The 21,722-nt window shown below is 61.6% G+C and carries 22 protein-coding genes; 10 read left to right on the top strand and 12 right to left on the bottom strand.

The window, feature by feature from the left end; genetic code table 11:
- Position 1: 1 nt before the first annotated feature.
- Both ACP15O_RS16490 and ACP15O_RS16485 read right to left on the bottom strand, forming a co-directional pair.
- Entirely contained in the window at positions 2-1,171 is a 1,170-nt protein-coding gene (locus tag ACP15O_RS16490) for a biopolymer transporter ExbB (RefSeq protein ID WP_425097215.1), read from the bottom strand.
- 68 nt (positions 1,172-1,239) lie between these two features.
- Positions 1,240-1,767 (bottom strand): gamma-glutamylcyclotransferase, encoded by a 528-nt coding sequence (locus ACP15O_RS16485; protein ID WP_425097214.1) that lies wholly within the window; start codon positions 1,765-1,767, stop codon positions 1,240-1,242.
- 64 nt (positions 1,768-1,831) lie between these two features.
- On the opposite strand from ACP15O_RS16485, the gene ACP15O_RS16480 reads away from it, so the two are divergent.
- Positions 1,832-2,830 (top strand): DUF2125 domain-containing protein, encoded by a 999-nt coding sequence (locus tag ACP15O_RS16480; protein WP_425097213.1) that lies wholly within the window; start codon positions 1,832-1,834, stop codon positions 2,828-2,830.
- A 1-nt stretch (position 2,831) separates the two neighbouring features.
- On the opposite strand, the gene ACP15O_RS16475 is transcribed toward ACP15O_RS16480, so the two are convergent.
- The 7 genes from ACP15O_RS16475 to ACP15O_RS16445 all read right to left on the bottom strand — a co-directional run bounded on the left by ACP15O_RS16475 (position 2,832) and on the right by ACP15O_RS16445 (position 8,918).
- Positions 2,832-3,629, bottom strand: coding sequence for an extensin-like domain-containing protein (locus ACP15O_RS16475; protein WP_425097212.1), 798 nt, complete (start codon positions 3,627-3,629; stop codon positions 2,832-2,834).
- Positions 3,626-4,543: a prephenate/arogenate dehydrogenase family protein gene (locus ACP15O_RS16470; protein WP_425097211.1), complete on the bottom strand. Its 918-nt coding sequence runs from the start codon at positions 4,541-4,543 to the stop codon at positions 3,626-3,628. The genes ACP15O_RS16475 and ACP15O_RS16470 overlap by 4 nt, the downstream gene beginning before the upstream one ends.
- Positions 4,540-5,625, bottom strand: coding sequence for a histidinol-phosphate transaminase (gene hisC / locus ACP15O_RS16465; protein ID WP_425097210.1), 1,086 nt, complete (start codon positions 5,623-5,625; stop codon positions 4,540-4,542). Before hisC ends, ACP15O_RS16470 begins: the two co-directional genes overlap by 4 nt.
- Before the next feature lie 100 nt (positions 5,626-5,725).
- Entirely contained in the window at positions 5,726-6,256 is a 531-nt protein-coding gene (locus tag ACP15O_RS16460; RefSeq protein WP_446033531.1) for a TIGR00645 family protein, read from the bottom strand.
- 214 nt (positions 6,257-6,470) lie between these two features.
- The gene (locus ACP15O_RS16455; RefSeq protein WP_425097209.1) at positions 6,471-6,818 is read right to left on the bottom strand and encodes a hypothetical protein; all 348 of its coding nucleotides are present in this window, start codon (positions 6,816-6,818) and stop codon (positions 6,471-6,473) included.
- Between the two features lie 168 nt (positions 6,819-6,986).
- Positions 6,987-7,607 (bottom strand): 30S ribosomal protein S4, encoded by a 621-nt coding sequence (gene rpsD, locus ACP15O_RS16450; RefSeq protein WP_425097208.1) that lies wholly within the window; start codon positions 7,605-7,607, stop codon positions 6,987-6,989.
- 246 nt (positions 7,608-7,853) lie between these two features.
- Entirely contained in the window at positions 7,854-8,918 is a 1,065-nt protein-coding gene (locus ACP15O_RS16445; RefSeq protein ID WP_425097207.1) for a Hint domain-containing protein, read from the bottom strand.
- A 430-nt stretch (positions 8,919-9,348) separates the two neighbouring features.
- On the opposite strand from ACP15O_RS16445, the gene nirB reads away from it, so the two are divergent.
- Positions 9,349-11,796 (top strand): nitrite reductase large subunit NirB, encoded by a 2,448-nt coding sequence (gene nirB, locus ACP15O_RS16440; protein ID WP_425097206.1) that lies wholly within the window; start codon positions 9,349-9,351, stop codon positions 11,794-11,796.
- Positions 11,793-12,113 carry a nitrite reductase small subunit NirD gene (gene nirD / locus ACP15O_RS16435; RefSeq protein WP_425097205.1) on the top strand — a complete coding sequence of 107 codons (321 nt, stop codon included), beginning with the start codon at positions 11,793-11,795 and terminating at the stop codon, positions 12,111-12,113. Before nirB ends, nirD begins: the two co-directional genes overlap by 4 nt.
- 51 nt (positions 12,114-12,164) lie before the next feature.
- On the opposite strand, the gene hpaR is transcribed toward nirD, so the two are convergent.
- A complete protein-coding gene (hpaR, locus tag ACP15O_RS16430) occupies positions 12,165-12,620 on the bottom strand; it encodes a homoprotocatechuate degradation operon regulator HpaR (RefSeq protein ID WP_425097204.1) in 456 nt (151 codons plus the stop codon).
- Positions 12,621-12,719: 99 nt separating this feature from the next.
- On the opposite strand from hpaR, the gene ACP15O_RS16425 reads away from it, so the two are divergent.
- From ACP15O_RS16425 to hpaH, 6 genes are read left to right on the top strand one after another with little or no spacing between them, the layout of a single operon-like run.
- A complete protein-coding gene (locus tag ACP15O_RS16425; RefSeq protein WP_425097203.1) occupies positions 12,720-13,103 on the top strand; it encodes a 5-carboxymethyl-2-hydroxymuconate Delta-isomerase in 384 nt (127 codons plus the stop codon).
- Positions 13,104-13,106: 3 nt separating this feature from the next.
- Positions 13,107-14,618: a 5-carboxymethyl-2-hydroxymuconate semialdehyde dehydrogenase gene (hpaE, locus tag ACP15O_RS16420; protein WP_425097202.1), complete on the top strand. Its 1,512-nt coding sequence runs from the start codon at positions 13,107-13,109 to the stop codon at positions 14,616-14,618.
- Between the two features lie 46 nt (positions 14,619-14,664).
- Complete coding sequence (hpaD, locus tag ACP15O_RS16415) at positions 14,665-15,519, top strand: 3,4-dihydroxyphenylacetate 2,3-dioxygenase (protein WP_425097200.1); 855 nt, start codon at positions 14,665-14,667, stop codon at positions 15,517-15,519.
- A 26-nt stretch (positions 15,520-15,545) separates the two neighbouring features.
- Positions 15,546-16,526: a 3,4-dihydroxyphenylacetate 2,3-dioxygenase gene (gene hpaD, locus ACP15O_RS16410; protein WP_425097199.1), complete on the top strand. Its 981-nt coding sequence runs from the start codon at positions 15,546-15,548 to the stop codon at positions 16,524-16,526.
- A gap of 22 nt (positions 16,527-16,548) precedes the next feature.
- Positions 16,549-17,406, top strand: a complete 858-nt coding sequence (locus tag ACP15O_RS16405; protein WP_425097198.1) for a fumarylacetoacetate hydrolase family protein — start codon at positions 16,549-16,551, stop codon at positions 17,404-17,406.
- Positions 17,403-18,203: a 2-oxo-hept-4-ene-1,7-dioate hydratase gene (gene hpaH / locus ACP15O_RS16400; RefSeq protein ID WP_425097197.1), complete on the top strand. Its 801-nt coding sequence runs from the start codon at positions 17,403-17,405 to the stop codon at positions 18,201-18,203. The genes ACP15O_RS16405 and hpaH overlap by 4 nt, the downstream gene beginning before the upstream one ends.
- Here hpaH and ACP15O_RS16395 read toward each other — a convergent pair.
- A complete protein-coding gene (locus ACP15O_RS16395; RefSeq protein ID WP_425097196.1) occupies positions 18,190-19,182 on the bottom strand; it encodes an acyltransferase family protein in 993 nt (330 codons plus the stop codon). The two genes, hpaH and ACP15O_RS16395, sit on opposite strands and share 14 nt — an antisense overlap.
- A 124-nt stretch (positions 19,183-19,306) precedes the next feature.
- Between ACP15O_RS16395 and ACP15O_RS16390 the strand changes: the two genes are divergently transcribed.
- The gene (locus ACP15O_RS16390; protein WP_425097195.1) at positions 19,307-20,719 is read left to right on the top strand and encodes an FAD-binding oxidoreductase; all 1,413 of its coding nucleotides are present in this window, start codon (positions 19,307-19,309) and stop codon (positions 20,717-20,719) included.
- Here the strand turns inward: ACP15O_RS16390 and hemC are convergent.
- Positions 20,706-21,662: a hydroxymethylbilane synthase gene (gene hemC / locus ACP15O_RS16385; protein WP_425097194.1), complete on the bottom strand. Its 957-nt coding sequence runs from the start codon at positions 21,660-21,662 to the stop codon at positions 20,706-20,708. The two genes, ACP15O_RS16390 and hemC, sit on opposite strands and share 14 nt — an antisense overlap.
- Between the last annotated feature and the right edge of the window lie 60 nt (positions 21,663-21,722).

Raw genomic sequence — 21,722 nt, 5'->3', positions numbered from 1 at the left:
ATCAGCTCTCCGAGGGGCCGTCAGACCCGCGGCGGCGGGCCAGATACCCCGTAAGCGAGGACAGGTTCGTGCGCAGCTCGGCCATGGTTTCCTGACGTCCGGCGCTGATTTCCTCAAGAATGCGCAGCAATTGCACGTCGATCGAGCGCAGGCGCATCCGGCTTTCGGCGTCCATCCCGTCAGAGCCCTGCTCGGACAGCAATTCGATCAGGCGGTCCTGCCCCTCGGCCATGCGGACAATCGCATCATTGGCCCGCGCGGTGCCGGCCATCCGGTCGGTCAGACGTTCGATGGACACCGCCAAAGAGGACAGTTTTTCATCCACCATCGCGCGGCTGACGTCAGATTCCACGAACATCTGCTGCATGGCCTCGATCTGCTGGGTCATGTGATCCAGAACCGACGCCACGGGCGAGCCATCCCCCGATCCGTCCCCATCCGAGAATCCAACGCGGGTGATCGTGGACAGCCATTCCTCCAGTTCGCGATAAAAACGATTCTGCCCGTGCCCGGCGAACAGCTCCAGCAGGCCCACAACCAGCGACCCCGCCAGCCCCAGCAAGGACGAGCCAAAGGCCACGCCCATACCCGACAGCTGCGCATCCAACCCGTTCATCAGGCGGCCAAACACCTCGACTCCGGCCTCGCCCTCTTGTGGGGCCAGGCTGCGGATCGTGTCCACCAGCGCGGGAACGGTGGTAGCCAGCCCATAGAATGTACCCAAAAGGCCAAGGAAAATCAGCAGGTTAACGATATACCGCGTGATCTCTCGCGCTTCGTCCACGCGGGTGCCGACAGAATCCAGAATCGAGCGGGTCGAAGAGGCGCTGATCTGCATCCGTGCCCCGCGCGTGCGCAGCAATGCCGCCAAAGGGGCCAGCAGGCGCGGCGCGTGCAGCCCGTCGGTAACGGAATGATCCCGAGCAAAGGACTCGATCCAGCGGACAGAATTCACCAACTGCGCCACCTGCCAGAAACAGGCGATCACCCCCACCGCAAAGACGAACATGATGAACCCGTTTAGATAGGGGTTCGCCTCGAATACGGGCAGAATGCGCGGCAGGGCCAGAAACACCACAAAGGATGTCAGGCCAAGCACCAGGACCATCGACATGATCTGGCGGACGGGTTGCGAAAATTGCGGCTCGGCCTCGCGGTCTGGCAGCTCCATGGCGGTCAGATCCTGACACAGTTATAGTTGCGCAAAGCTTACGGAATGCGCCCCCTCAAGCCAAGGATTTATGCAAGAATCTCACGCACTCTTGCAGTTAACCAGTCCAGTTCGTGATCCTGAATGCCCAATTCGTGAAGATGCGCCGCCGTGTTGAACAGATATTCGGTGTTGGGCCCGCGCCCGCCGACCGCATGAGCGATGATATGGGCCTGCTCTTCCAGCGGCAGACCGCCGCAATATTGCACGTGATCGGGGTCAATGATGTAGGTGACGGCCTGCACCTGCCGCCCATCGCGCAGGCTGACCACCTGTTGCGTTTCCACATAGGCCGAGGACACCAGCTCGCGCTCGCGTAGCGCGGCCAGCACCTGATCCTCCTGGCCCGAACGCACCGAAAGAGCCAGCCCATGACAGACGGCCTCGGCCCGGTCCAGGGCCAGCACCAGGCCCGGATTTTCCTGAGATCCACGATGATGAACCGACCGCATACAAAAACTGCGATGAAAGCCGGGAAGCTGCGCCAGATGGCTTTCGGCCGGGTCAAACCCCGGATTCCACAGCAACGATCCGTATCCGAACACCCACATCGTCATCAGTCTGGCCCTTTCCTGTTGCCCCCTGTAAACACCACGACAAGCGAACATGAAAGGCCCTGGGATGAAACGTCTGCTGATTGCGATTGTCGTCATTGCTGCCCTTTGGGCCGGCTATTGGGTCTTTGCCTCGCAAACGCTGAAATCCGAAATGGAGGGCTGGTTCGCCGACCGTCAGTCCGAGGGCTGGGTGGCCGAATACAGCGCGCTGAACGTGTCGGGGTTTCCCAACCGTGTGGATGCCACGTTCACCGATCTGTCGCTGGCCGATCCGAAATCCGGCTGGGCATGGGAGGCCCCCCTGTTTCAGCTGCTGACGCTTAGCTATCAGCCGAACCACATCATCGCGGTTTGGCCGAACCAGCAGCTTCTGGCCACGCCGGATCAGAAACTGGACATCACCGCAGCCAAGCTTCAGGCCAGCGTCATTCTGGATACCGGCGCGGCGCTGCCGCTGAACCGCTCGAATCTGGTGGCCGATACGCTGACCCTCCAAACCCGCGATGGCCAGGCCACCACCATGACCGCCCTGCGCGCCGCCATTCAGAAAACCGAGACCGCCCCCAACACCTATCAATTCGCGATCGAGGCCCAGGATTTCGCCCCCCCGATGCAGATGCGCGGATTGCTGGGCGCAGCCGAGCTGCCCCGTACCTTCGATGCCCTGCGCGCGCAGGTGCAGGTGTCATTCGATGATCGGTGGGATCTCAGCTCGGTGGAAACGCGGCGCCCGCAGCCCACGCATATCGACCTGACCCTGGCCGAGGCCCGCTGGGGCGAGTTGGAGCTTTGGGTCGCCGGAGCCGCCGATGTGGATGATCTGGGCCGCCTGACGGGCGATGTCACGATCAAGGCCCGCAATTGGCGCGAAATCATTCAGATGGCGGTGAACTCGGGCCAGGTTTCGCGCAAAATGGGCGAGAATCTAGAGGAAACCCTGGCGCTTCTGGCCGCGCTGGCAGGTAACCCCAAAACGCTGGATCTGCCGCTGGAGCTGCGCAAAGGCACGGCCTATCTGGGCCCCGTCCCCGTCGGCAAACTGCCCCGGCTAGAACTGCGCTAGGTTATTTGCAATAGGATCCGCTGCGATACCGCGCCGTGTCAAAATGGAAGTGATCCTTGTGATACTTATCCGAATTCGGCCCCAGAACCGTGCCGAACGGACCGCAGGCCTCGGTGTGCATCTCTTTGAGAATACGGCCCTTTTTACCGCGCCCCCAGTCCTTTAGCACGGAAATCTCGGATCCGTCCTTTAGCGTGAAGGCCCCGATGTCAATCGCCCGCCCCTTACCATGTTCCGAGATTTTCGCCCCCTTCTTGTTGTTGCGCGTCCGGCAGGCATAGCTGGCAAACACGCGCATTTTGGAAACGCCTCCGCCCCGTCGCCCGACCGCCGGTTTCATTCCGCGCTCGACCCATAGTTTCAGGGATTTCGCGGTGGTGCAGTCAATCAAGGCGCTGGTGGACAGCTGTACCCCAGATACAGAATGGACGCGCACCGCATCAGACAGCCCACAGCCCGAAATCTTACCCGGAACCCGCCCCACAGGCTGGCCCAAAATCGCCGGATCCCCACAGACCGAGCCCCGACGCGCCGCGCCCCCACTGGTTGCGGCCACCGAGGTCACCTTTGTTTTCAATCGCTTGGGCCGCAGATGAGGGCGCAACGATCGCGCCAGCCCCGCCCGTTCGGGCTGCGCCACCGTCGCAGTGACACCCAGCGTTTTGGGGTCAATGGACACGATCAACGCGGGGTGGACCTCGCCCCGTGCGATGGGGCGCAAGGACTGTTCGGGGGCATAGGCCACAGCCATCGTGGCCAGGCACAGCGCCCCAATCATCCCCGCCGTCAGCGCCTTCATTTGGGCAGCTGCGCGCGCCCGAAATTGGGGGCGTCCGTATCCTGCCCGGCCTCGATAATCCCGCGGCGAATGGCTCGGGTCCGGGTAAAGTAATCGTGCAGTTGGTCCCCATCGCCAGTGCGAATGGCCCGTTGCAGGGCGAACAGCTCTTCGGTGAAGCGCCCCAGGATTTCCAGCGTCGCCTCTTTGTTGGTCAGGAAGACGTCGCGCCACATCGTGGGGTCCGACGCGGCAATCCGGGTGAAATCCCGAAAACCAGCGGCCGAGAACTTGATAACCTCGGTATCCGTCACGCGGTTCAGATCATCGGCCACACCGACCATCGTATAGGCGATCAGGTGCGGGATATGGCTGACCACTGCGCAGACGATATCGTGGTGCTGCACGTCCATCCGTTCGCAATTGGCCCCCAGAGCGCGCCAGAAATCCTCCAGCGTTTGGGTGGCCGTTTCGTCCGCACCGTTGGGCACGATCAGGCACCAGCGGTTATCAAACAGGGTGGCAAACCCGGATTCGGGGCCGGAATGTTCCGTCCCTGCCATAGGGTGCGCGGGAACGAAATGCACGCCTTCGGGAATATGCGGGCCGACGGCCTCGATCACCGATTTCTTCACCGAGCCCACATCCGACACGGTTGCGCCAGGTTTCAGATGCGGAGCAATATCGGCCATCACCGCCCCCATCGCCCCGACAGGCACACACAGGACGATCAGATCGGCATCGCGCACGGCCTCGACCGCGCTGTCGCAGACGTGATCGCACAGGCCGATCCGGCGGGCGGTATCGCGGGTTTCCTGCGAGCGGGCATAGCCTGTCACCTCGCCGTCAAATCCAGCCCGTTTCAGCGCCCAGTACATGGACGAGGCGATCAGCCCCAGCCCGATCAGCGCCACACGTTGATAGGGGGTATTCACGCGGCACCCCCTTTGAATTGCCCGATCGCATGGGCCACGCGGCGGCAGGCGGGTTCATCGCCGATGGTGATCCGCAAACAGTTGGGCAGGCCGTAGCCGCCAACTTTGCGCACGATAAGGCCCTGAGATTTCAGGTATTCATCGCAGGCGCTGGCCTCGGGTTCGTCCTTGAAACGCGCCAGAATGAAGTTGGTCTCCGACGGGTCGGACGGCACCCCATGCGCCGCCAGAGCCTCGGCCAACCAGTTCCGCAAACGCGTGTTATCGGCCCGGCACTTTTCCGTATAGGCGGTATCGCGCACCGCGGCCTCGGCGGCGGCCAGCTGGATGTTAGACAGGTTGAAAGGCTGGCGCACCCGGTTCAGCACGTCAATGATCGCGCGCGGCGCATAGCCCCAGCCGATCCGCAGCCCGCCCAGCCCGTAGATCTTGGAAAACGTCCGGGTCATGATCACGTTGTCGCGGGTTTCCACCAGTTTGGCGCCGCCGTCATAACCTTCGACGAACTCGGCATAGGCGCCATCCAGCACCAGCAGAGCGCCCTGGGGCAGGCCCTCGGCCAGGCGTGCGCAGTCGTCCAGATCAATCATCGTGCCGGTCGGATTGGCCGGGTTGGCGATGAACACGATGCGGGTTTTATCGGTGCAGGCGGCCAGGATGGCATCCACGTCCACCACGCGTTCGTTTTCAGCCACCTTGACCGGCGTCGCGCCCACCGCATGGGCCAGGATCGGGTACATGGAAAACCCATGCTCGGTATAGATCACCTCGTCGCCGGGGCCGGCAAACGACTGTGCGACGAACTGCAACACCTCGTCCGAGCCAACGCCGCAAATGACATTGTCAGGGGCCACGCCGTGGATGTCGCCAATCGCGGCGCGCAGCCCTGCATGATCCGTGGACGGGTAACGGTGCAATTCAAACGAAGCCCGCCGCAGCGCTTCGACCGCCGCCGGGCTGGGCCCATATGGGTTTTCATTCGAGCTGAGCTTGACCACATCGCTCACACCATCCACATGGCTGGCACCGCCGACATACAGGGCGATTTCCATGATGCCGGGTTGGGGCGTGATCTGGGTCATGTTCGTGTCTCCTTCGGACCTTCCTTACAAAGCCCGTTCAGGCAAGGGAAGATCGAAACCGGCGATTTGAAACCAGTGTGACGCGAAGGACTCGCCCCGATCAGCCCTTTTTGGACTTTGCGCCCAGCCAGTCCGCCGCGGCCATCAGAACGCCCGAGCCGACAAACACCATATGAATCACGACCAGCCAGTACAGGGCCGCCTCGTCCAGAGGCTTGCTGGATTTGCCGATCTCCATGAACTGTTTCAGCAGGTGAATGGCGGAAATCGCCACGATCGAGGCGATCAGCTTCATTTTCAGCCCGCCGAAATCCACGGTGCCCATCCAGCTGGGCCGGTCGCCGCCGTCATCAATATCCAGCTTCGAGACGAAGTTTTCATAGCCCGAGAACAGCACGATCAGCAGCAGGTTCGCCGCCAGCGACAGGTCAATCAGCGTCAGCACCACCAGAATGGCCTTATCGGCGGTCATGCTCAGAACCTGGGGGGCATAGTAGATCAGCTCGCGGCAGAACACGATGGTTAGCATCCCCAGTGACACGACCAGCCCCAGATACATCGGTGCCATCAACCAGCGCGAGGCAAACAGCCCCTGTTCGAATTTCCGTTCCAGCGCGGGTTTCTCGGCCATGTCAGCTCTCCTGTCCTGTCGCAAGGGCGGTTTAGGCGATGCCGCACCGCCGCGCAATGCGTCAGGGTGTATCCGGGGCGGTCATTGTGAATGGCGGGACTGCGGGATGAAGCAACATTTCAATGTCAGATCATGAATGGCCGCCCTGGCGAAACGACCCAAACCAAACCATCTACCGCGAAATAATGAAAACTACTGACGAGCCATCGCAAATTTAGCTGTCAAAACCTATGCTACCGAAAAATCCCGTCCAGTTTTCTGGTTCGGGATAAGCCGAAACAAATTTATCAACGTCTGGTCTGTCGAGAGAGCGTATCCATTGATGGAATGCATGCCAGTAGTCTTCACCAGGCCCCATTCTCCAACCCACTGAATATCTTTCGTATTCTGGAAAGGCTGTCCATGGTGGTTGCTTATGATCTACGGCGTTTTCTTTCATTTCTGCAAGTGCGTCTGTGAGGGTTTCCCTAAGTTCAAAGGACATGGAACCATCAGGTAAAATGTGGTCTTGGACGCTGATGCTGTTTTTTTTCATCCCCGAAGCATAGCCATTCTCGCTCAAAAACTGAAGCTTTTCGGCTTACTAAGCCCGTAGGTCTGACAACTGACCCTCATTCCTGCTGCAGCAACCTATAGAACGGACAAATTCTGGACCTTGGACAGAAACATCAAAAGAAAAACCCGACCGCTGGGGCCGGGGTTTCCTGAATTTTGTCTGGATCGGCGAAGATTAGTTCTTCGCGTAGAATTCCACGACCAGGTTCGGTTCCATCATCACCGGGTAGGGCACGTCCGACAGGCCGGGGGTGCGCACGAAGGTGGCTTTCATCTTCGAGTGGTCGGCGTCGATGTAGTCGGGCACGTCGCGCTCGGGCAGTTGCACGGCTTCCAGCAGGACGGCCAGTTGTTTGGACTTGTCACGAACTTCGACAACGTCGCCTTCTTTGACGCGGTAGGACGCGATGTTCACGCGCTTGCCGTTCACCAGGACGTGTCCGTGGTTCACGAACTGACGGGCCGCGAACACGGTGGGCACGAATTTGGCGCGGTAGACAACGGCGTCCAGGCGGCGCTCCAGCAGGCCGATCAGGTTTTCACCCGTATCGCCTTTGACACGCTCGGCTTCGCCATAGATGCGACGGAACTGTTTCTCGGTCAGGTCGCCGTAGTAGCCTTTCAGCTTCTGCTTGGCGCGCAGCTGGGTGCCGAAGTCGGACAGTTTGCCCTTGCGGCGCTGACCGTGCTGGCCGGGGCCGTAATCACGACGGTTGACGGGGGATTTGGGGCGACCCCAAATGTTTTCGCCCATGCGGCGATCGATCTTGTACTTGGCAGCAGTTCTTTTGGTCATCTGCTGATCTCCTTCAATGTAAAGCATTGCAGCGCGATCCGAAAACCGTTTCCCACTTTTCGGACTGCAATCGCGGGTTCGAAGGGCGTTGTCCTCTCGCCAGGTTTGCCGACGTGACAGGCATCCCCTTGCGGGGGCCACCAACACCAATGAAGCCGCGCTTATAGACAGATTGCCCCCGGAGTCAACAGTTTCTCGGGGCCATTCTCTCAGGCCTATTTTTCTGGTCTCTTTTCAGGTCTCTTTTCAGGCCCGCTCGTGCGTCAGAATGGCTGCTTCGGACTTGTTCAGCGTGCGGCGCACGTATTCGCCATAGGCTGCGGGGTCTCGGGCCACCTCGGGGCGGGCTTGCTCCAGGCGCCGCCGGTCGCTGGCCTCCAACGCGTCGAAATGAGCGCTGGCAGGATGGAAGCTCTCGGTTTCCACGCCATTGGCCCGGATCAGATGATGCTGCGGCAGCAGGATATGGATATAGGTCACCTCGCGCAGGGCCATGTCCACATTGACCCGGTGCCCATCCACCAGATCACGCGCAGCGACCAGAACCTCGGGGGTGTTGAACAAAGCGCGGGCGGCATCGCCTTTCAGCAAAATCCGGTGATCGGGCGAGACCAGCAACTCCTCATCCGGGCGCCCCAGGCCCACGGCACCGGCCCGAATCCGGATCGGGCGCAGATAGGGCATGGTATAAAGACGCGCCCCCGTCATCCGGCGCTTGCCGATCCACTGAATTTCCTGCGCACCGCTGTCCAGCGTCTGCACCGCGTCGCCCTCGCGCAGCTCTTCCACAAGGCGCGGCCCCTCTGGCGTGTCAATCCGCGTGCCGGGGGTAAAGCAGATCACCCCGCGCCGCGCCTCCAGCGCCACCGTGTCCGGCTCCGAGCGCAGGGCCGTATGCACGATCCACAGCTCGCGTTTCTGAGGCGGCATTTCCCCGACGAACATCGCCAGCGGCGCGCCCCCGGTTTCTGGATCAATCAGCGTCACCGTATAAGACCGCTGCCCATCCGTGACGATAAAGTAGCGATCACGCAAAAGAAGCTCGGGATCCGCCTCTTGCGATTCCCGTTCGTGCGACATTGCCATGCCCACCAGCCGCGACACCATGCGCGCGGCGCTTCGTCTTAGGGTTTCTTCTCCGTCCGCATTCTCAAGACGCAGCAGATCATTGCGGCCATCCACGCGCAGCGCCTCGCCGTGCCAGGCCCATATGGCTCCGACAGCCAATTGCCCGACCGAGGCAGCCCGAAGACCGTCCAGTTCCGTTTGCGACCAAGAGATAACGAACGTGCCACGATAGCCCGTCCTCATTACCTGTATACCTGCCGATATTCTTTTTATTCCGGGCAAGATAGCAGATCGCCGAATCGCTGCCTACCCCGAAAGAGCCCGCACTGGGCCGAATTCGGGGGAACTTGCGGGGAATTTTTTGCATCCATTGTCAGCGCCCGGCAATTCCAGGGCAAATCCCTGACAGCGCCAGACAAAGGCTGCACAAAAACTAAGCAGACAGAGGCCGCAAACACGGTTTTCCCGCTTCGGCGCCGCAATGCAGCAACAGCCTGCTTGCAACCTCTCCCGCAGGGCCTGTAACTTATCATGGTCTATCAAGGCACGGCTGCAATGACGTGGCCCTATTCTTTTATGGTCCGGCCCGTCGGATCATCGCGGCAATGGCGCTGCACATCACTCACTGTAAATCCCCGAGTCCCCAGAGACTCTTGTGACGATGGAGCGCCACATGCCTAAACAACGCCTTGTCATCATCGGTAATGGTATGGCCCCCGGCCGGATGCTGGAACATCTGTTCGACCTGACCGATCAATACGAAGTCACCATTTTCAACGCCGAGCCGCGCGTGAACTATGACCGCATCATGCTGTCGCCCGTTCTGTCCGGCGAGAAAAGCTTTGACGACATCGTGATCCACGATGACGCCTGGTACGCCGATCACGGCATCACCCTGCACAAGGGCCAGAAGGTCACGCAGATCGACCGCGAGGCCAAGACCGTCACCTCCGAAGGCGGCGTGACCGAGGCCTATGATAAGCTGGTGATCGCCACCGGCTCGTCCCCGTTCATCATCCCGGTTCCGGGCAAGGATCTGCCCGGCGTTCTGGCCTACCGCGATCTTGATGACGTGGACGGAATGCTGGAGGCCTCGGACAAGGGCGGGCGCGCCGTTGTCATCGGGGGTGGCCTGCTGGGTCTGGAGGCCGCCGCCGGCCTGAAGGCGCGCGGCATGGACGTGACCGTCATTCACCTGATGCCCACCCTGATGGAGCGTCAGCTGGACCCCGCCGCCGGCTACCTGCTGCAACGCGAGCTGGAATCGCGCGGGATCGAAGTAAAGTGCGAAGCCAACACCAAGCAAATCCTGGGCACCGATAAGGTGGAGGGCGTGGAACTAGCCGACGGCACGGTGATCGACGCCTCTCTGGTGGTCATGGCCGTGGGCATCCGCCCCAGCACCCAACTGGCCGCCGATGCGGGCCTGGAGGTCAACCGCGGGATCGTCACCACCGCGTCGATGCAGACCTCGGACGCCGATATTTATTCGGTCGGCGAATGTGTCGAGGTCGGCGGCATGGTTTACGGCCTGGTCGCCCCGCTGTATCAGATGGCGCGCGTCGCCGCCGCCCATCTGGCCGGCCCTGCGGACACCGAATTCAAACACGCCGAAACGCCGACAAAACTGAAGGTCACGGGCTGTGATCTCTACTCGGTCGGTGATTTCGCCGAAGGCCCCGACCGCGAGGATATCGTCCTGCGCGACGCCACCCGCGGCACCTATAAGCGCGTGATCTTGCAAGACAACAAGGTGATCGGCGCGGTTCTGTACGGCGATGTCGCCGACGGCGCCTGGTATAATGAGCTGCTGAAATCCGGCGAAGACATCGAGGAAATGCGCGAAACCCTGATCTTCGGTCAGGCCTATCAGGGGGGCGCGGCGGCCGATCCGCTGGCCGCCTTGGCGAACCTGCCCGATGACGCGGAAATCTGCGGCTGTAACGGCATCTCCAAGGGTCAGATCATGACCGCGATCAAGGATAAGGGCCTGACCACCCTGGCCGAGGTCCGCGCCGTGACCAAGGCCAGCGCCTCGTGCGGGACATGTACCGGCCTGGTCGAAGGCGTGATGGGCCTCGCCCTGGGCGATGATTTCGTCCTGCCCGCAGCCGAGGGCATGTGCCCCTGCACCACCCACACCCACGGCGATGTGCGTCGCCTGATCAAGGCCAAGGAACTGAAATCCATCCCCGAGGTCATGCAGGAACTGGAATGGTCCACGCCCGAAGGCTGCGCCAAATGCCGCCCTGCGCTGAACTACTATCTGGTCGCCGATTGGCCGGGTGAATACGTGGATGACATGCAGTCGCGCTTTATCAACGAACGCGTCCACGCGAATATCCAGAAGGATGGCACCTACTCGGTTGTGCCGCGTATGTTCGGCGGCCTGACCACCCCGGACGAGCTGCGCGCCATCGCCGATGTGGCCGACAAATACGAGATCCCCACCGTCAAGGTCACCGGCGGCCAGCGGATTGATCTGCTGGGCGTGAAAAAAGAAGACCTGCTGCCGGTCTGGAAGGATCTGAACGATGCGGGCATGATCTCGGGCGCGGCCTATGCCAAGGGTCTGCGGACGGTGAAAACCTGCGTCGGCACGGACTGGTGCCGCTTTGGCACGCAGGATTCGACGGGTCTGGGCGTGAAGCTTGAGAAAATCCTGTGGGGCTCGTGGTCCCCGGCCAAGCTGAAACTGGCCGTCACCGGCTGCCCGCGCAACTGCGCCGAGGCCACCTGCAAGGACATCGGCGTGATCTGCGTCGATAGCGGCTATCAGATCGTCTATGGCGGCGCGGCGGGTCTGCACATTCAGGGCACCACCGATCTGGGCACCGTGAAAACCGAAGAAGAATGTATCGAGACCATCTGCGCCATGACCCAGATGTATCGCGAACAGGGCTACTATCTGGAACGCATCTACAAATGGGCCGATCGCGTGGGCTATGACCACATCAAAGAGGTCATCTTTGACGATCTGGAACAGCGCCAAGCCTATTACGAACGCTTCGTCTATAGCCAGCAATTCGCACAGGTCGATCCCTGGGCCGAACGTGTGGCCGGCGCCGAAGCGCATGAATTCGCCCCGATGGCTGAAATCAAACTGGAGGCGGCAGAATGAACGTCCAAGCACAACAATGGGTCTCGGTCGGAGACATCTCGGACATCCCGCGCCAGGGTGCGCGCTGCGTGAAAAACGGCGACATGACCATCGCGATTTTCCGCACCAGCGATGACCGCATCTTCGCGCTGGAGGATAAGTGCCCGCATAAAAACGGCCCGCTCAGCCAGGGCATCGTGCATGACGGATGCGTCACCTGCCCGCTGCATAACTGGGTGATCTCGCTGGAAACCGGCGCTGCTCAGGGCGCGGATGAGGGGCAAACCGCCAGTTTCCCGGTCAAACTGGACGGTCAGACGGTTCTGCTTGGCCTATAGCGGAACCTACCGGAACGAATCGAGCTGGCGGGCCCTGCGGGGCCTGCCGCTTCAGTGATCTTCCAGACGCTCCAACGCGTCCAGCTCGTTCAGAAGATCCAGCAAGGCATCCAGCTTTTCATCACCAAAGGACTCTCGCAGCCACGCGTTCAGGCGCTGGCTTTCCTTCATGTTGTCCAGAATCATCTGCTGACCGGCCCCGGTGATCGTGACCAGCTGCTTGCGCCGGTCCGTCGGATGCGGTGCGCGTGAAATCAGCGCTTTGCTCTCCAGCGTTTGTAAAATCCGCGTCAAGGACGGCAGCAGCAGGCAGGATCGCTCGGCGATCTCGGTCGGGTCCAGGGTGCCGCATTCGTTCAGCACACGCATCACGCGCCACTGCTGTTCCGTCACGCCGACATCCATCAGCATAGACCGGATCGGCCCCATCACCTTTTCGCGCGCCCTGAGCAACGCAATTGGCAAAGACCGATTCGTTTCCGGCGGGAGGTGTCCTTTTGCATCCATAACCCTGTTTTGCCCCGGTTTTTTGCGCCTGACAATACGGGGGCTTGACGCAGCTTCGGAATTTTATTTAACATGTTAATGACTGAGCGGGGAGGACACATGCCGCATTTCATGATCGACTATTCCGCCAACCTCGAAGAGGCGGTGGATTGGCCCGCATTCTGCGACCTGCTGCGGCGCGAAGCGATTGCCACGGGTGTTTTCCCCATGGCCGGCGTCAGAGTGCGGGCCTTTCGGGCCGATCATGTCAGCCTGGCCGACGGAGACCCCAAACACGGCTATATCGACCTGAGCGTTCGCCTGCGGGCCGGCCGGGATCTGGACACGCGCAAACGCGCCACAGCCGCCATTTTCGACGCTGCCCAGGTATTTCTGAAACCCGTGCTTGAGACGCGCTCGCTGGCTCTGTCGATGGAGATGCGCGACATCGACCCCCAGCTTTCCCCCAAAACCGGCACTATCCGCGACCATCTGAAAGGCTGAGACATGTCCGATCTGCAAACCAATATCGAGAAACTGAGCGGCTATCTGGCGCGGTTCAAGGACACCGGCGTGCTGAACCGCATCGGTGGGCAGGATCTGCCCGCGGGCAGCGGGCTGACCTTTGAAAACCGCTCGCCCGTGGATGAGACCTTCATCTGCAACGTCGCCAAATCGGATGCTTCGGACATTGACGCCGCCGCCAGGGCCGCCAGCGATGCCTTCCCTGCCTGGCGCGACATGCCCGCCGCTGAACGCAAAAAGATTCTGCACAAAATCGCCGAAGGCATCGAGGCGCGCGCCGAGGAAATCGCCCTGTGCGAATGCTATGACACCGGCCAGGCGCTGCGGTTCATGTCCAAGGCCGCGCTGCGCGGGGCCGCGAATTTCAAGTTCTTCGCCGACAAAGCGCCCAGCGCGCGGGACGGTCAGGCCCTGCCCTCGCCCACGCTGATGAACCTTACCACGCGCACCCCCATTGGCCCTGTCGGCGTGATCACCCCGTGGAACACGCCCTTCATGCTGTCCACCTGGAAGATCGCTCCGGCGCTGGCGGCGGGCTGTACCGTGGTGCACAAACCGGCCGAGTTCAGCCCTGTCACCGCGCGCATCCTGATGGAGATCGCCGAAGAGGCGGGCCTGCCCCCTGGCGTCTGGAACCTGGTCAACGGCTTTGGCGAGGATGCAGGCCGCGCGCTGACCGAACACCCCGACATCAAGGCCATCGCCTTTGTGGGCGAATCCAAGACCGGCTCGATGATCATGAAACAGGGCGCCGACACGCTGAAACGCGTCCACTTTGAGCTGGGCGGCAAGAACCCCGTCATCGTCTTTGACGACGCCGATCTGGACCGCGCGCTGGATGCCGCGATCTTCATGATCTATTCGCTGAACGGTGAACGCTGTACCTCGTCCAGCCGCCTTCTGGTGCAATCCACCATTGCGGAGGCGTTCATTGAAAAACTGATCGCCCGTGTGAACAATATCCGTGTCGGCCACCCTCTGGACCCGAAAACCGAGGTCGGCCCGCTGATCCATCAGACCCATTTCAACAAGGTGTGCAGCTATTTCGACATCGCCAAACAGGACGGCGCCACCATCGCCGCCGGCGGCGAACCGCTGGATCAGCCCGGATACTACGTCAAACCCACGCTGTTCACCGGCGCACAGAACGACATGCGCATCGCCCAAGAGGAAATCTTTGGCCCGGTGCTGACCGCCATTCCCTTCGACACCGAGGAACAGGCGCTGCAAATCGCCAATGATGTGCAATACGGGCTAACCGGCTATGTCTGGACAAACGATCTGACCCGCGCGCTGCGCTTTACCGATAAGCTGGAGGCCGGGATGATCTGGGTCAACAGCGAAAACGTCCGCCACCTGCCCACGCCCTTTGGCGGGGTCAAGGCCTCGGGCATCGGGCGCGACGGTGGCGACTGGTCCTTCGAATTCTACATGGAGCAAAAACACATCGGTCTGGCCATCGGTCAGCACAAGATCCCTCAGCTGGGCGCGTAAATCGCCCACAGGAAACGCGCGACAGTTTCTATCGGAGGAGAAAGAGATGGGTGAAATCGTCCTTGCCGCCAAGGTAACCCACGTTCCGACAATGCTGATGTCGGAACAGCCCGGCCCGATCCAGGGCAAACGCCAGCCGGCCATCGAGGGCCACTATGAAATCGCGCGCAGGGCCAGAGCCCTGGGGGCCGACACCGTGGTGATCTGTGATACCCATTGGGTGATCAACGCGGGCTTTCATATCAACGCGAACCATCGCTTCCACGGGATGTTCACCTCGAATGAGTTTCCGCAGTTCATTCAGGATCTGCCCTATGACTATCCGGGCAATCCCCAACTGGGGGATGCGATTGCGCAGGCGGCCTCGGATATGGGGGTGTATACGCTGTCGCACCACCTGGACAGTCTGGAGCTGGAATACGGCTCGCTGGTGCCAATGCGCTTCATGAGCCGCGAACACGACCTGAAGGTGGTCTCAATTGCGGCCTGGTGCACCGTGCACGACCATGACGAAAGCCGTGTGATCGGCGAAGCGATCCGCAAAGCGGTCGAGGCCAGCGATCACAAGGTCCTGCTGCTGGCCAGCGGCAGCCTGTCCCACAAAATCTGGGCCAACAAGGACTATGCCGCCAACAACGGCACCTTCACCATCAGTTCCGAATTCAACCGCCAGATGGACCTGCATGTGCTGGAGATGTGGAAAAACGGCGATCACGCGAGCTTTCTGAAGATGCTGCCAGAATATGCCGCACATTGCTGCGGAGAAGGCGCAATGCATGACACCGCCATGCTGTATGGCGCGCTGGGATGGGACCGATATGACCAGAAATGCGAGATCGTGACCGAGTATTTCCCCAGTTCCGGCACCGGCCAGACCAACGTGATTTTCCCGGTCCCATAGGGCCGACCCGACGACAGGAGACCCTTATGCCCGTTCCCGCCCCAAACCTTTACCCCGCGTTCAACATCGTGCGCCTCAGCCATGTCGAGCTGATCGTCAGGGATCTGGCCGCCAGCCGCGCCTTCTATGTGGACACGCTGGGCCTGCAAGTCACTGACGAGGATGACAGCACCCTCTATCTGCGCGCCATGGAAGAGCGCGGCCACCACTGCATGGTTCTGAAACAGGGGGATGCGCCCTCGGTCAGCTATCTGTCCTATAAGGTGTTCTCCGAAGAAGACCTGGACAAGGCCGCCGAGTGGTTCGCCGCCAAGGATCTGCCCGTCGAATGGGTGGATCGCCCCTATCAGGGCCGCACCCTGCGCAGCACCGACCTGTTCGGCGCGCCGATGGAATTCTACTTCAAAATGGACCGCCTGGCGCCCATCCATCAGGAATATAAGCTGTACAACGGCGTGAAACCCCTGCGGATCGACCATTTCAACTGCTACAGCCCCGATGTGGACGCCAGCGTTGAATTCTACAATGAGCTGGGCTTCCGCGTCACCGAATACACCGAGGACGACGCAAGCAAGAACCTGTGGGCCGCCTGGATGCACCGCAAGGGCGGCATCCACGACATCGCCTTTACCAACGGCAAGGGCCCGCGCCTGCACCACACCGCCTTCTGGGTGCCCACGCCGCTGAACATCATCGACCTGCTGGACCTGATGAGCACCACAGGATACCTGGATAACATCGAACGCGGGCCGGGCCGGCACGGGATTTCCAACGCGTTCTTCCTCTATATTCTGGATCCGGACGGCCACCGGATCGAGATTTATTGCTCGGATTATCAAACGGTTGACCCCGATCTGGAGCCGATCAAATGGGATCTCAAAGACCCGCAGCGCCAGACCTTGTGGGGTGCGCCTGCGCCGAAATCGTGGTTCGAACATGGCAGCGTTTTCCGCGATACCGAATTGCGCGACAGCAAGATGAAAGCGCAACCGATCATCGCTCCCTGACCCGCTGAAGAAAGTGAATAGCATGAAATTTGCGACTGTATCGACAGAGGACGGCCAGCTTTACGGCGCCGTGATCGAAGGGGGATTTGTCGCCCTGTCCGGGGATTTCCCGCAATGGCCCACCCTGCGCGAGGTGATCGCCGCAGACGGTCTGAGCGCCCTAACCAAAGCCGCCGAGAACCGCGCCGTGACGCATCCGGAGGGGACGTTCGAATATGACATCCCGATCCCCGCGCCTGAAAAAATCCTGTGTGTGGGCGTCAACTTTCCCGACCGGAACGCCGAATACAAGGACGGCTCCAGCCAGCCCAAACACATGTCGCTGTTCCCGCGGTTTGCGCGCAGCTTTACCGGCCATGGCCGCCCGCTGATCCGCCCGCCGGAAAACCACACGCTGGATTACGAGGGCGAGGTGGTCATCGTCATCGGCAAGGGCGGCCGCCGCATCAAACCCGAGGACGCCTATGACCACATCGCCGCCCTGACCCTGTGCAACGAGGGCACGATCCGCGACTGGGTGCGCCATGCGAAATTCAACGTGACTCAGGGCAAGAACTGGGACAATTCGGGCGCCATCGGCCCTTGGCTGGTGCCCTTCTCCGATGCCAAACAGCTGGATGACGCGCGCATCATCACCCGCGTGAACGGCGAGGTCCGCCAGGACGACGTGCTGGCGCGCATGATGTTCCCGATCCGCGAGGAAATCGCCTATATCAGTACCTTCACCACGCTGGTGCCCGGCGACATCATCGTGACCGGCACTCCTACCGGCGCGGGCGCGCGGTTCGATCCGCCCAAATACCTGGTCCCCGGCGACGTGGTCGAAATCGAGGTCGAAGGCATCGGCACCCTGACCAACACGGTGGAGGACGAGGCATGACCCCCGACCAGCATGTCGAGGCCGCCGAGGCCCTGTGGCAGGCCGAACAATCGGGTCAGCAGATCGGGCTTTTGTCACTGAAATACCCCGGCATGACGATGGATGACGCCTATGCCGTTCAGGCCGCGTTGATCGCGCGGCGCAAGGCGGTGGGGCGCAAGGTGATCGGCTGGAAAATCGGCCTGACCTCAAAGGCGATGCAGGCCGCGCTGAATATCGACATCCCCGACAGCGGCGTTCTGATGGATGACATGGCCTTTGAAAACGGCGGGGTGGTGCCCAAGGGGCGGTTCATTCAGCCCCGGATCGAGGCCGAGATCGCCTTTGTGATGAAGGCCCCCCTGGCCGGACGCCACGTGACGGCCGCCGATGTGATCGCCGCCACCGATTACGTGACGCCCGCGCTTGAGATTCTGGACACGCGCATTCTGCGGGCGGATCCGGCGACGGGCCAAACCCGGATCATCACCGACACGATCAGCGATAATGCGGCCAATGCCGGGATTGTGCTGGGGGACGAGCGCCACCAGATCGACGCCCATGATCTGCGCTGGGTCGGCGCGATCGTGCAGAAAAACGGCGCGGTCGAAGAAACCGGGCTGGGTGCCGGGGTGCTGAACGATCCTGTGCAGGGCATCGTCTGGCTGGCGCACCGGATGGACCAGTACGGCCAGCAGATCAAACCGGGGCAGGTGATCCTGTCCGGCAGTTTCATTCGCCCGGTCGAGGCCCCCTCGGGGGCGGTCATCGAGGCCGATTTCGGCCCGTTCGGCGGTGTCTCGGTCAGTTTTGCATAGTCGCGCGTCCAGGGCGCTGGCCGAACCCGGCCACTTTCCCCCATCCCAGCCGCTGCACTGCCGCATCCACGATCAGCGGCACGCCAATGCCCATCAGCACCCCCGCCACCAGATGCGGCCCCAGGGCGGTGACGCCCAGTTTCAGCAGGGTCACGCGGGTGGCTGCGGTCAGGATGATATGGATCAGATAAATCGGCATGGTCCGCGCGCCCAGCCAGGCAAAACCGCCCCCCGCCCAGGTGTTGCCGATCCGGGCGAACACACCGCAAAAGCCCATCACCGCCAGCAGAGCCGTGACCTGAAACCACGGCGCGCCGATCCCCTCTTTCAGATGCACGACCTCGGACAGGATCAGCATCAGCGCCCCCACAACAAAGGGCAGGGGCAGCGGGTGGGCCAGCTCTTTGCGGATGGGACGCATCAGGATACCGGCCAGAAAATACGGCGCATTTTCGATAATTGTGACAAAGATTCCCGGATTCAGCCCCAACAGGAAAAACAACACGGACGCGATGGCCAGCCCCAGCATCGCCACCAGCGCGCCCGCCCGGAACAGCCGCTGAACCAGATAGGCGCCGATTTGCAGCACGAACAGCGCCCACAAAAACCAGAACACGCTTTTGACAGGAACCGGATAGGCCAGCACATCCAGCAGCCCCGAGACCCCGCGATCCCCTCCCTGCCCCGAGACCAGCAAGGCCAGAGCTTCGATCCAGCTCCACAGCAACAGAGGCCAAAGCAGGGTCAGCACCTTATGGCGCAAAAACGGGACCGGCGCGGGCTTCGGCATGAAAAACAAGCCCGAAACGAAGAAAAACACCGGCATATGGAACAGGTAGATGGCCTCTTCTACCGTGCGGAACAACTGGGCGTCGCCGATCAGCCCGGCACTGCCCAGCCCCAGCCAGACATGGCCGAAAACCACCAAGATAATCGCTGCGCCCTTGATTGCGTCAAAGCCGTTTTCACGCCCTGTCATGCCTGCTCACCTGTTTATTCCGTTTCAGCATTCCCGCAGGCTTGTTTTGGGTCAAGCCCGCTGTGACATCGCTAGACTTCTGCATACCAATCCGACACAAATACCCGGCGACGAGGGGGGCATCATGATCGAAGAACTTTCACAAATCGTTGGCGCGACACATGTTCTAACCGGCAAGGACATGGCCAAATATACGCGCGACTGGGTGGGGAAATACAGCTATCAACCGGCCGCCGTCGTGCGGGCCGGCAATACCCAAGAGGTCTCGGACATTGTGAAATGGGCCAATCGGACGGGCACGGTGATCGTGCCGGTGTCGGGCAATACGGGGCTTGCGGGTGGGGCCGTGGCCCAAGGGGCGGTGATGCTGTCGCTGGAGCGGATGAATGCCATCCACGAGGTGCGCGCCCCCGCGCGGATTGCGATCGTTCAGGCCGGGGCGATCCTGGCCGATGTCCACTCCGCCGCCGAAGCCCAGGATCTGATCTTTCCGCTGACATTCGGGGCCAAGGGCTCGGCGATGATCGGGGGGGTGCTGTCCACCAATGCGGGGGGCTCGAACGTGCTGCGTTATGGCAATACCCGCGATCTGGTGCTGGGAATCGAGGCCGTCCTGCCCAGCGGTGAAATCATGAATATCATGTCCGAACTGCATAAGGACAACTCGGGCTATAACCTCAAGCACCTGCTGATCGGGGCCGAGGGCACGCTGGGTATCATCACTGCCGCAGTGCTGAAACTGCACCCCAAGCCGCGCGCCTATGCCACCGCGATGGTGGCCGCGCCGGGCCTGCCGCAGGCGCTGGAACTGCTCAACCAGTTACAAGAGGTCACCGGCAGCTGTGTCGAAGCCTTTGAATACATGCCGCGCCATCACATCGGCCTGCATAAGCAGATCAACCCAAATGCCCGCGAGCCTTTCGAGACCCCGCACGAGGTGAACATCTTGGTCGAGATCGGCGTCACCGCCCCTCGTGATGCCACCCCCGGACCGGACGGGCAAATCCCCGTGACAGCCCATCTGGAAAACGTGCTGGCCGGCATGTTCGAACAGGGCGCCGTTCTGGATGCGGTCGTCGCCCAGAATGAAAGCCAGCGCCGCGAAATGTGGGAACGCCGCGAAGCCGCCGCCGAGATTGCCATGTCCCGCCCGCCTCTTTTGTCCAATGACATCGCGGTGCCGCTGGATAAGGTCTCGGTTTTTCTGGAGGTGATGAAAACCCGTCTGCCGCAGATTGACCCCAAGGCCCGCGAGGTGATCGTCGCACATCTGGGCGATGGCAATATTCACTATACCGTCTGGCCCGGTTCCGGCGACGCAGATCACATCGACACGATCATGGAGGCCGTCGAAGAAGAGGTGCGCAAACTGGGGGGCAGTTTCTCGGCAGAGCACGGGATCGGGCTGTCCAAATTGCCCTCGATGCAGCGCCGCAAAGACCCGGCCGCCCTGGCCGCAATGCAGGCAATCAAAACCGCGCTGGACCCCAACGGCATTCTTAATCCGGGGAAAGTCCTGCCCCCTAGCGCCAGCTAAAGAAATCCGCCCCCGCCTGCGCCAGCATATCCGCGGCCATGGCGCGGCCCAGCTCGGGGCCGTCCTCGATGGGGCAGGTGCGATCATCGGCGATCACCTCGGAGCCATCGGGGCGCAGCACCTCGCCGCGCAGGCGCAGGGTGCCGCCGTCCAGCGTGGCCAGCCCGGCAATCGGGGTCTCGCAGGAACCATCCAGCGCCTCAAGAAAGGCGCGCTCGGCGTCCAGCCGCTGCCCGGTCACGCTGTCATGGATCGCCTCCAGCAGGCCGGCGGTGTTGCTGTCATCCATCCGCCGTTCAATGCCAATCGCCCCCTGCGCAATGGCCGGCAGCATGTCCTCGGGTGCGATGGCTGCGCGCACAACATCCGCCATGCCCAGCCGGTTCAGCCCCGCCATCGCCAGGAAGGTCGCATCGGCCACCCCATCCTGCAATTTCTTCATCCGGGTCTGCACGTTGCCCCGGAATTCGACCACTTTCAGATGCGGGAACCGATGCAGCAATTGCGCCCGGCGCCGCAAAGAGGACGAGCCCAGCTGCGCCCCTTCGGGCAGATCGGCCAGCGACGCGGCGCTAAGCGACACAAACGCATCGCGCACGTCCTCGCGCGGCAAATAGCACTCCAGCACCAGCCCCTCTGGCTGCAACACCGGCATGTCCTTCATCGAGTGCACGGCGATGTCGATCCCGCCGCGCAGCATGGACTGTTCGATCTCACGCGTGAACAGCCCCTTGCCGCCCAGCGTCTTCAACGGCTGATCCGCGTCGATCAGGCGCTGGTTGTCGCCGGTGGTGTGAATGACCACGATCTCGAATGCCTCGGGGGGCAGATCGAAGGCCCGCGCCAGCCGATCCCGCGTTTCATGCGCCTGCGCCAGCGCAAGCGGCGATCCACGGGTTCCGATCTTCAGGGGCGAGGCGGGGCTGGGCATCGTAAGTGTCATAAGCCAAGCCTTAGTCGCGGCAGGTTGTCCTGACAAGCACCCGATGCTTGACATCTTGTC

It is taken from the genome of Youngimonas ophiurae (nom. illeg.) (assembly GCF_049803795.1).
In the GTDB taxonomy this organism is placed as follows: domain Bacteria; phylum Pseudomonadota; class Alphaproteobacteria; order Rhodobacterales; family Rhodobacteraceae; genus Thalassobius.
Note: the sequence above shows the minus strand (reverse complement) of the source record. Positions and strands in the feature narration are given on the sequence as shown.

Coding starts and splice junctions, on each gene's coding strand:
- ACP15O_RS16490 (WP_425097215.1), bottom strand. CDS start 1,171: ATGGAGCTGCCAGACCGCGAGGCCGAGCCGCAATTTTCGCAACCCGTC.
- ACP15O_RS16485 (WP_425097214.1), bottom strand. CDS start 1,767: ATGACGATGTGGGTGTTCGGATACGGATCGTTGCTGTGGAATCCGGGG.
- ACP15O_RS16480 (WP_425097213.1), top strand. CDS start 1,832: ATGAAACGTCTGCTGATTGCGATTGTCGTCATTGCTGCCCTTTGGGCC.
- ACP15O_RS16475 (WP_425097212.1), bottom strand. CDS start 3,629: ATGAAGGCGCTGACGGCGGGGATGATTGGGGCGCTGTGCCTGGCCACG.
- hisC (WP_425097210.1), bottom strand. CDS start 5,625: ATGACCCAGATCACGCCCCAACCCGGCATCATGGAAATCGCCCTGTAT.
- ACP15O_RS16460 (WP_446033531.1), bottom strand. CDS start 6,256: ATGGCCGAGAAACCCGCGCTGGAACGGAAATTCGAACAGGGGCTGTTT.
- rpsD (WP_425097208.1), bottom strand. CDS start 7,607: ATGACCAAAAGAACTGCTGCCAAGTACAAGATCGATCGCCGCATGGGC.
- ACP15O_RS16445 (WP_425097207.1), bottom strand. CDS start 8,918: ATGAGGACGGGCTATCGTGGCACGTTCGTTATCTCTTGGTCGCAAACG.
- nirB (WP_425097206.1), top strand. CDS start 9,349: ATGCCTAAACAACGCCTTGTCATCATCGGTAATGGTATGGCCCCCGGC.
- nirD (WP_425097205.1), top strand. CDS start 11,793: ATGAACGTCCAAGCACAACAATGGGTCTCGGTCGGAGACATCTCGGAC.
- hpaR (WP_425097204.1), bottom strand. CDS start 12,620: ATGGATGCAAAAGGACACCTCCCGCCGGAAACGAATCGGTCTTTGCCA.
- ACP15O_RS16425 (WP_425097203.1), top strand. CDS start 12,720: ATGCCGCATTTCATGATCGACTATTCCGCCAACCTCGAAGAGGCGGTG.
- hpaE (WP_425097202.1), top strand. CDS start 13,107: ATGTCCGATCTGCAAACCAATATCGAGAAACTGAGCGGCTATCTGGCG.
- hpaD (WP_425097200.1), top strand. CDS start 14,665: ATGGGTGAAATCGTCCTTGCCGCCAAGGTAACCCACGTTCCGACAATG.
- hpaD (WP_425097199.1), top strand. CDS start 15,546: ATGCCCGTTCCCGCCCCAAACCTTTACCCCGCGTTCAACATCGTGCGC.
- ACP15O_RS16405 (WP_425097198.1), top strand. CDS start 16,549: ATGAAATTTGCGACTGTATCGACAGAGGACGGCCAGCTTTACGGCGCC.
- hpaH (WP_425097197.1), top strand. CDS start 17,403: ATGACCCCCGACCAGCATGTCGAGGCCGCCGAGGCCCTGTGGCAGGCC.
- ACP15O_RS16395 (WP_425097196.1), bottom strand. CDS start 19,182: ATGACAGGGCGTGAAAACGGCTTTGACGCAATCAAGGGCGCAGCGATT.
- ACP15O_RS16390 (WP_425097195.1), top strand. CDS start 19,307: ATGATCGAAGAACTTTCACAAATCGTTGGCGCGACACATGTTCTAACC.
- hemC (WP_425097194.1), bottom strand. CDS start 21,662: ATGACACTTACGATGCCCAGCCCCGCCTCGCCCCTGAAGATCGGAACC.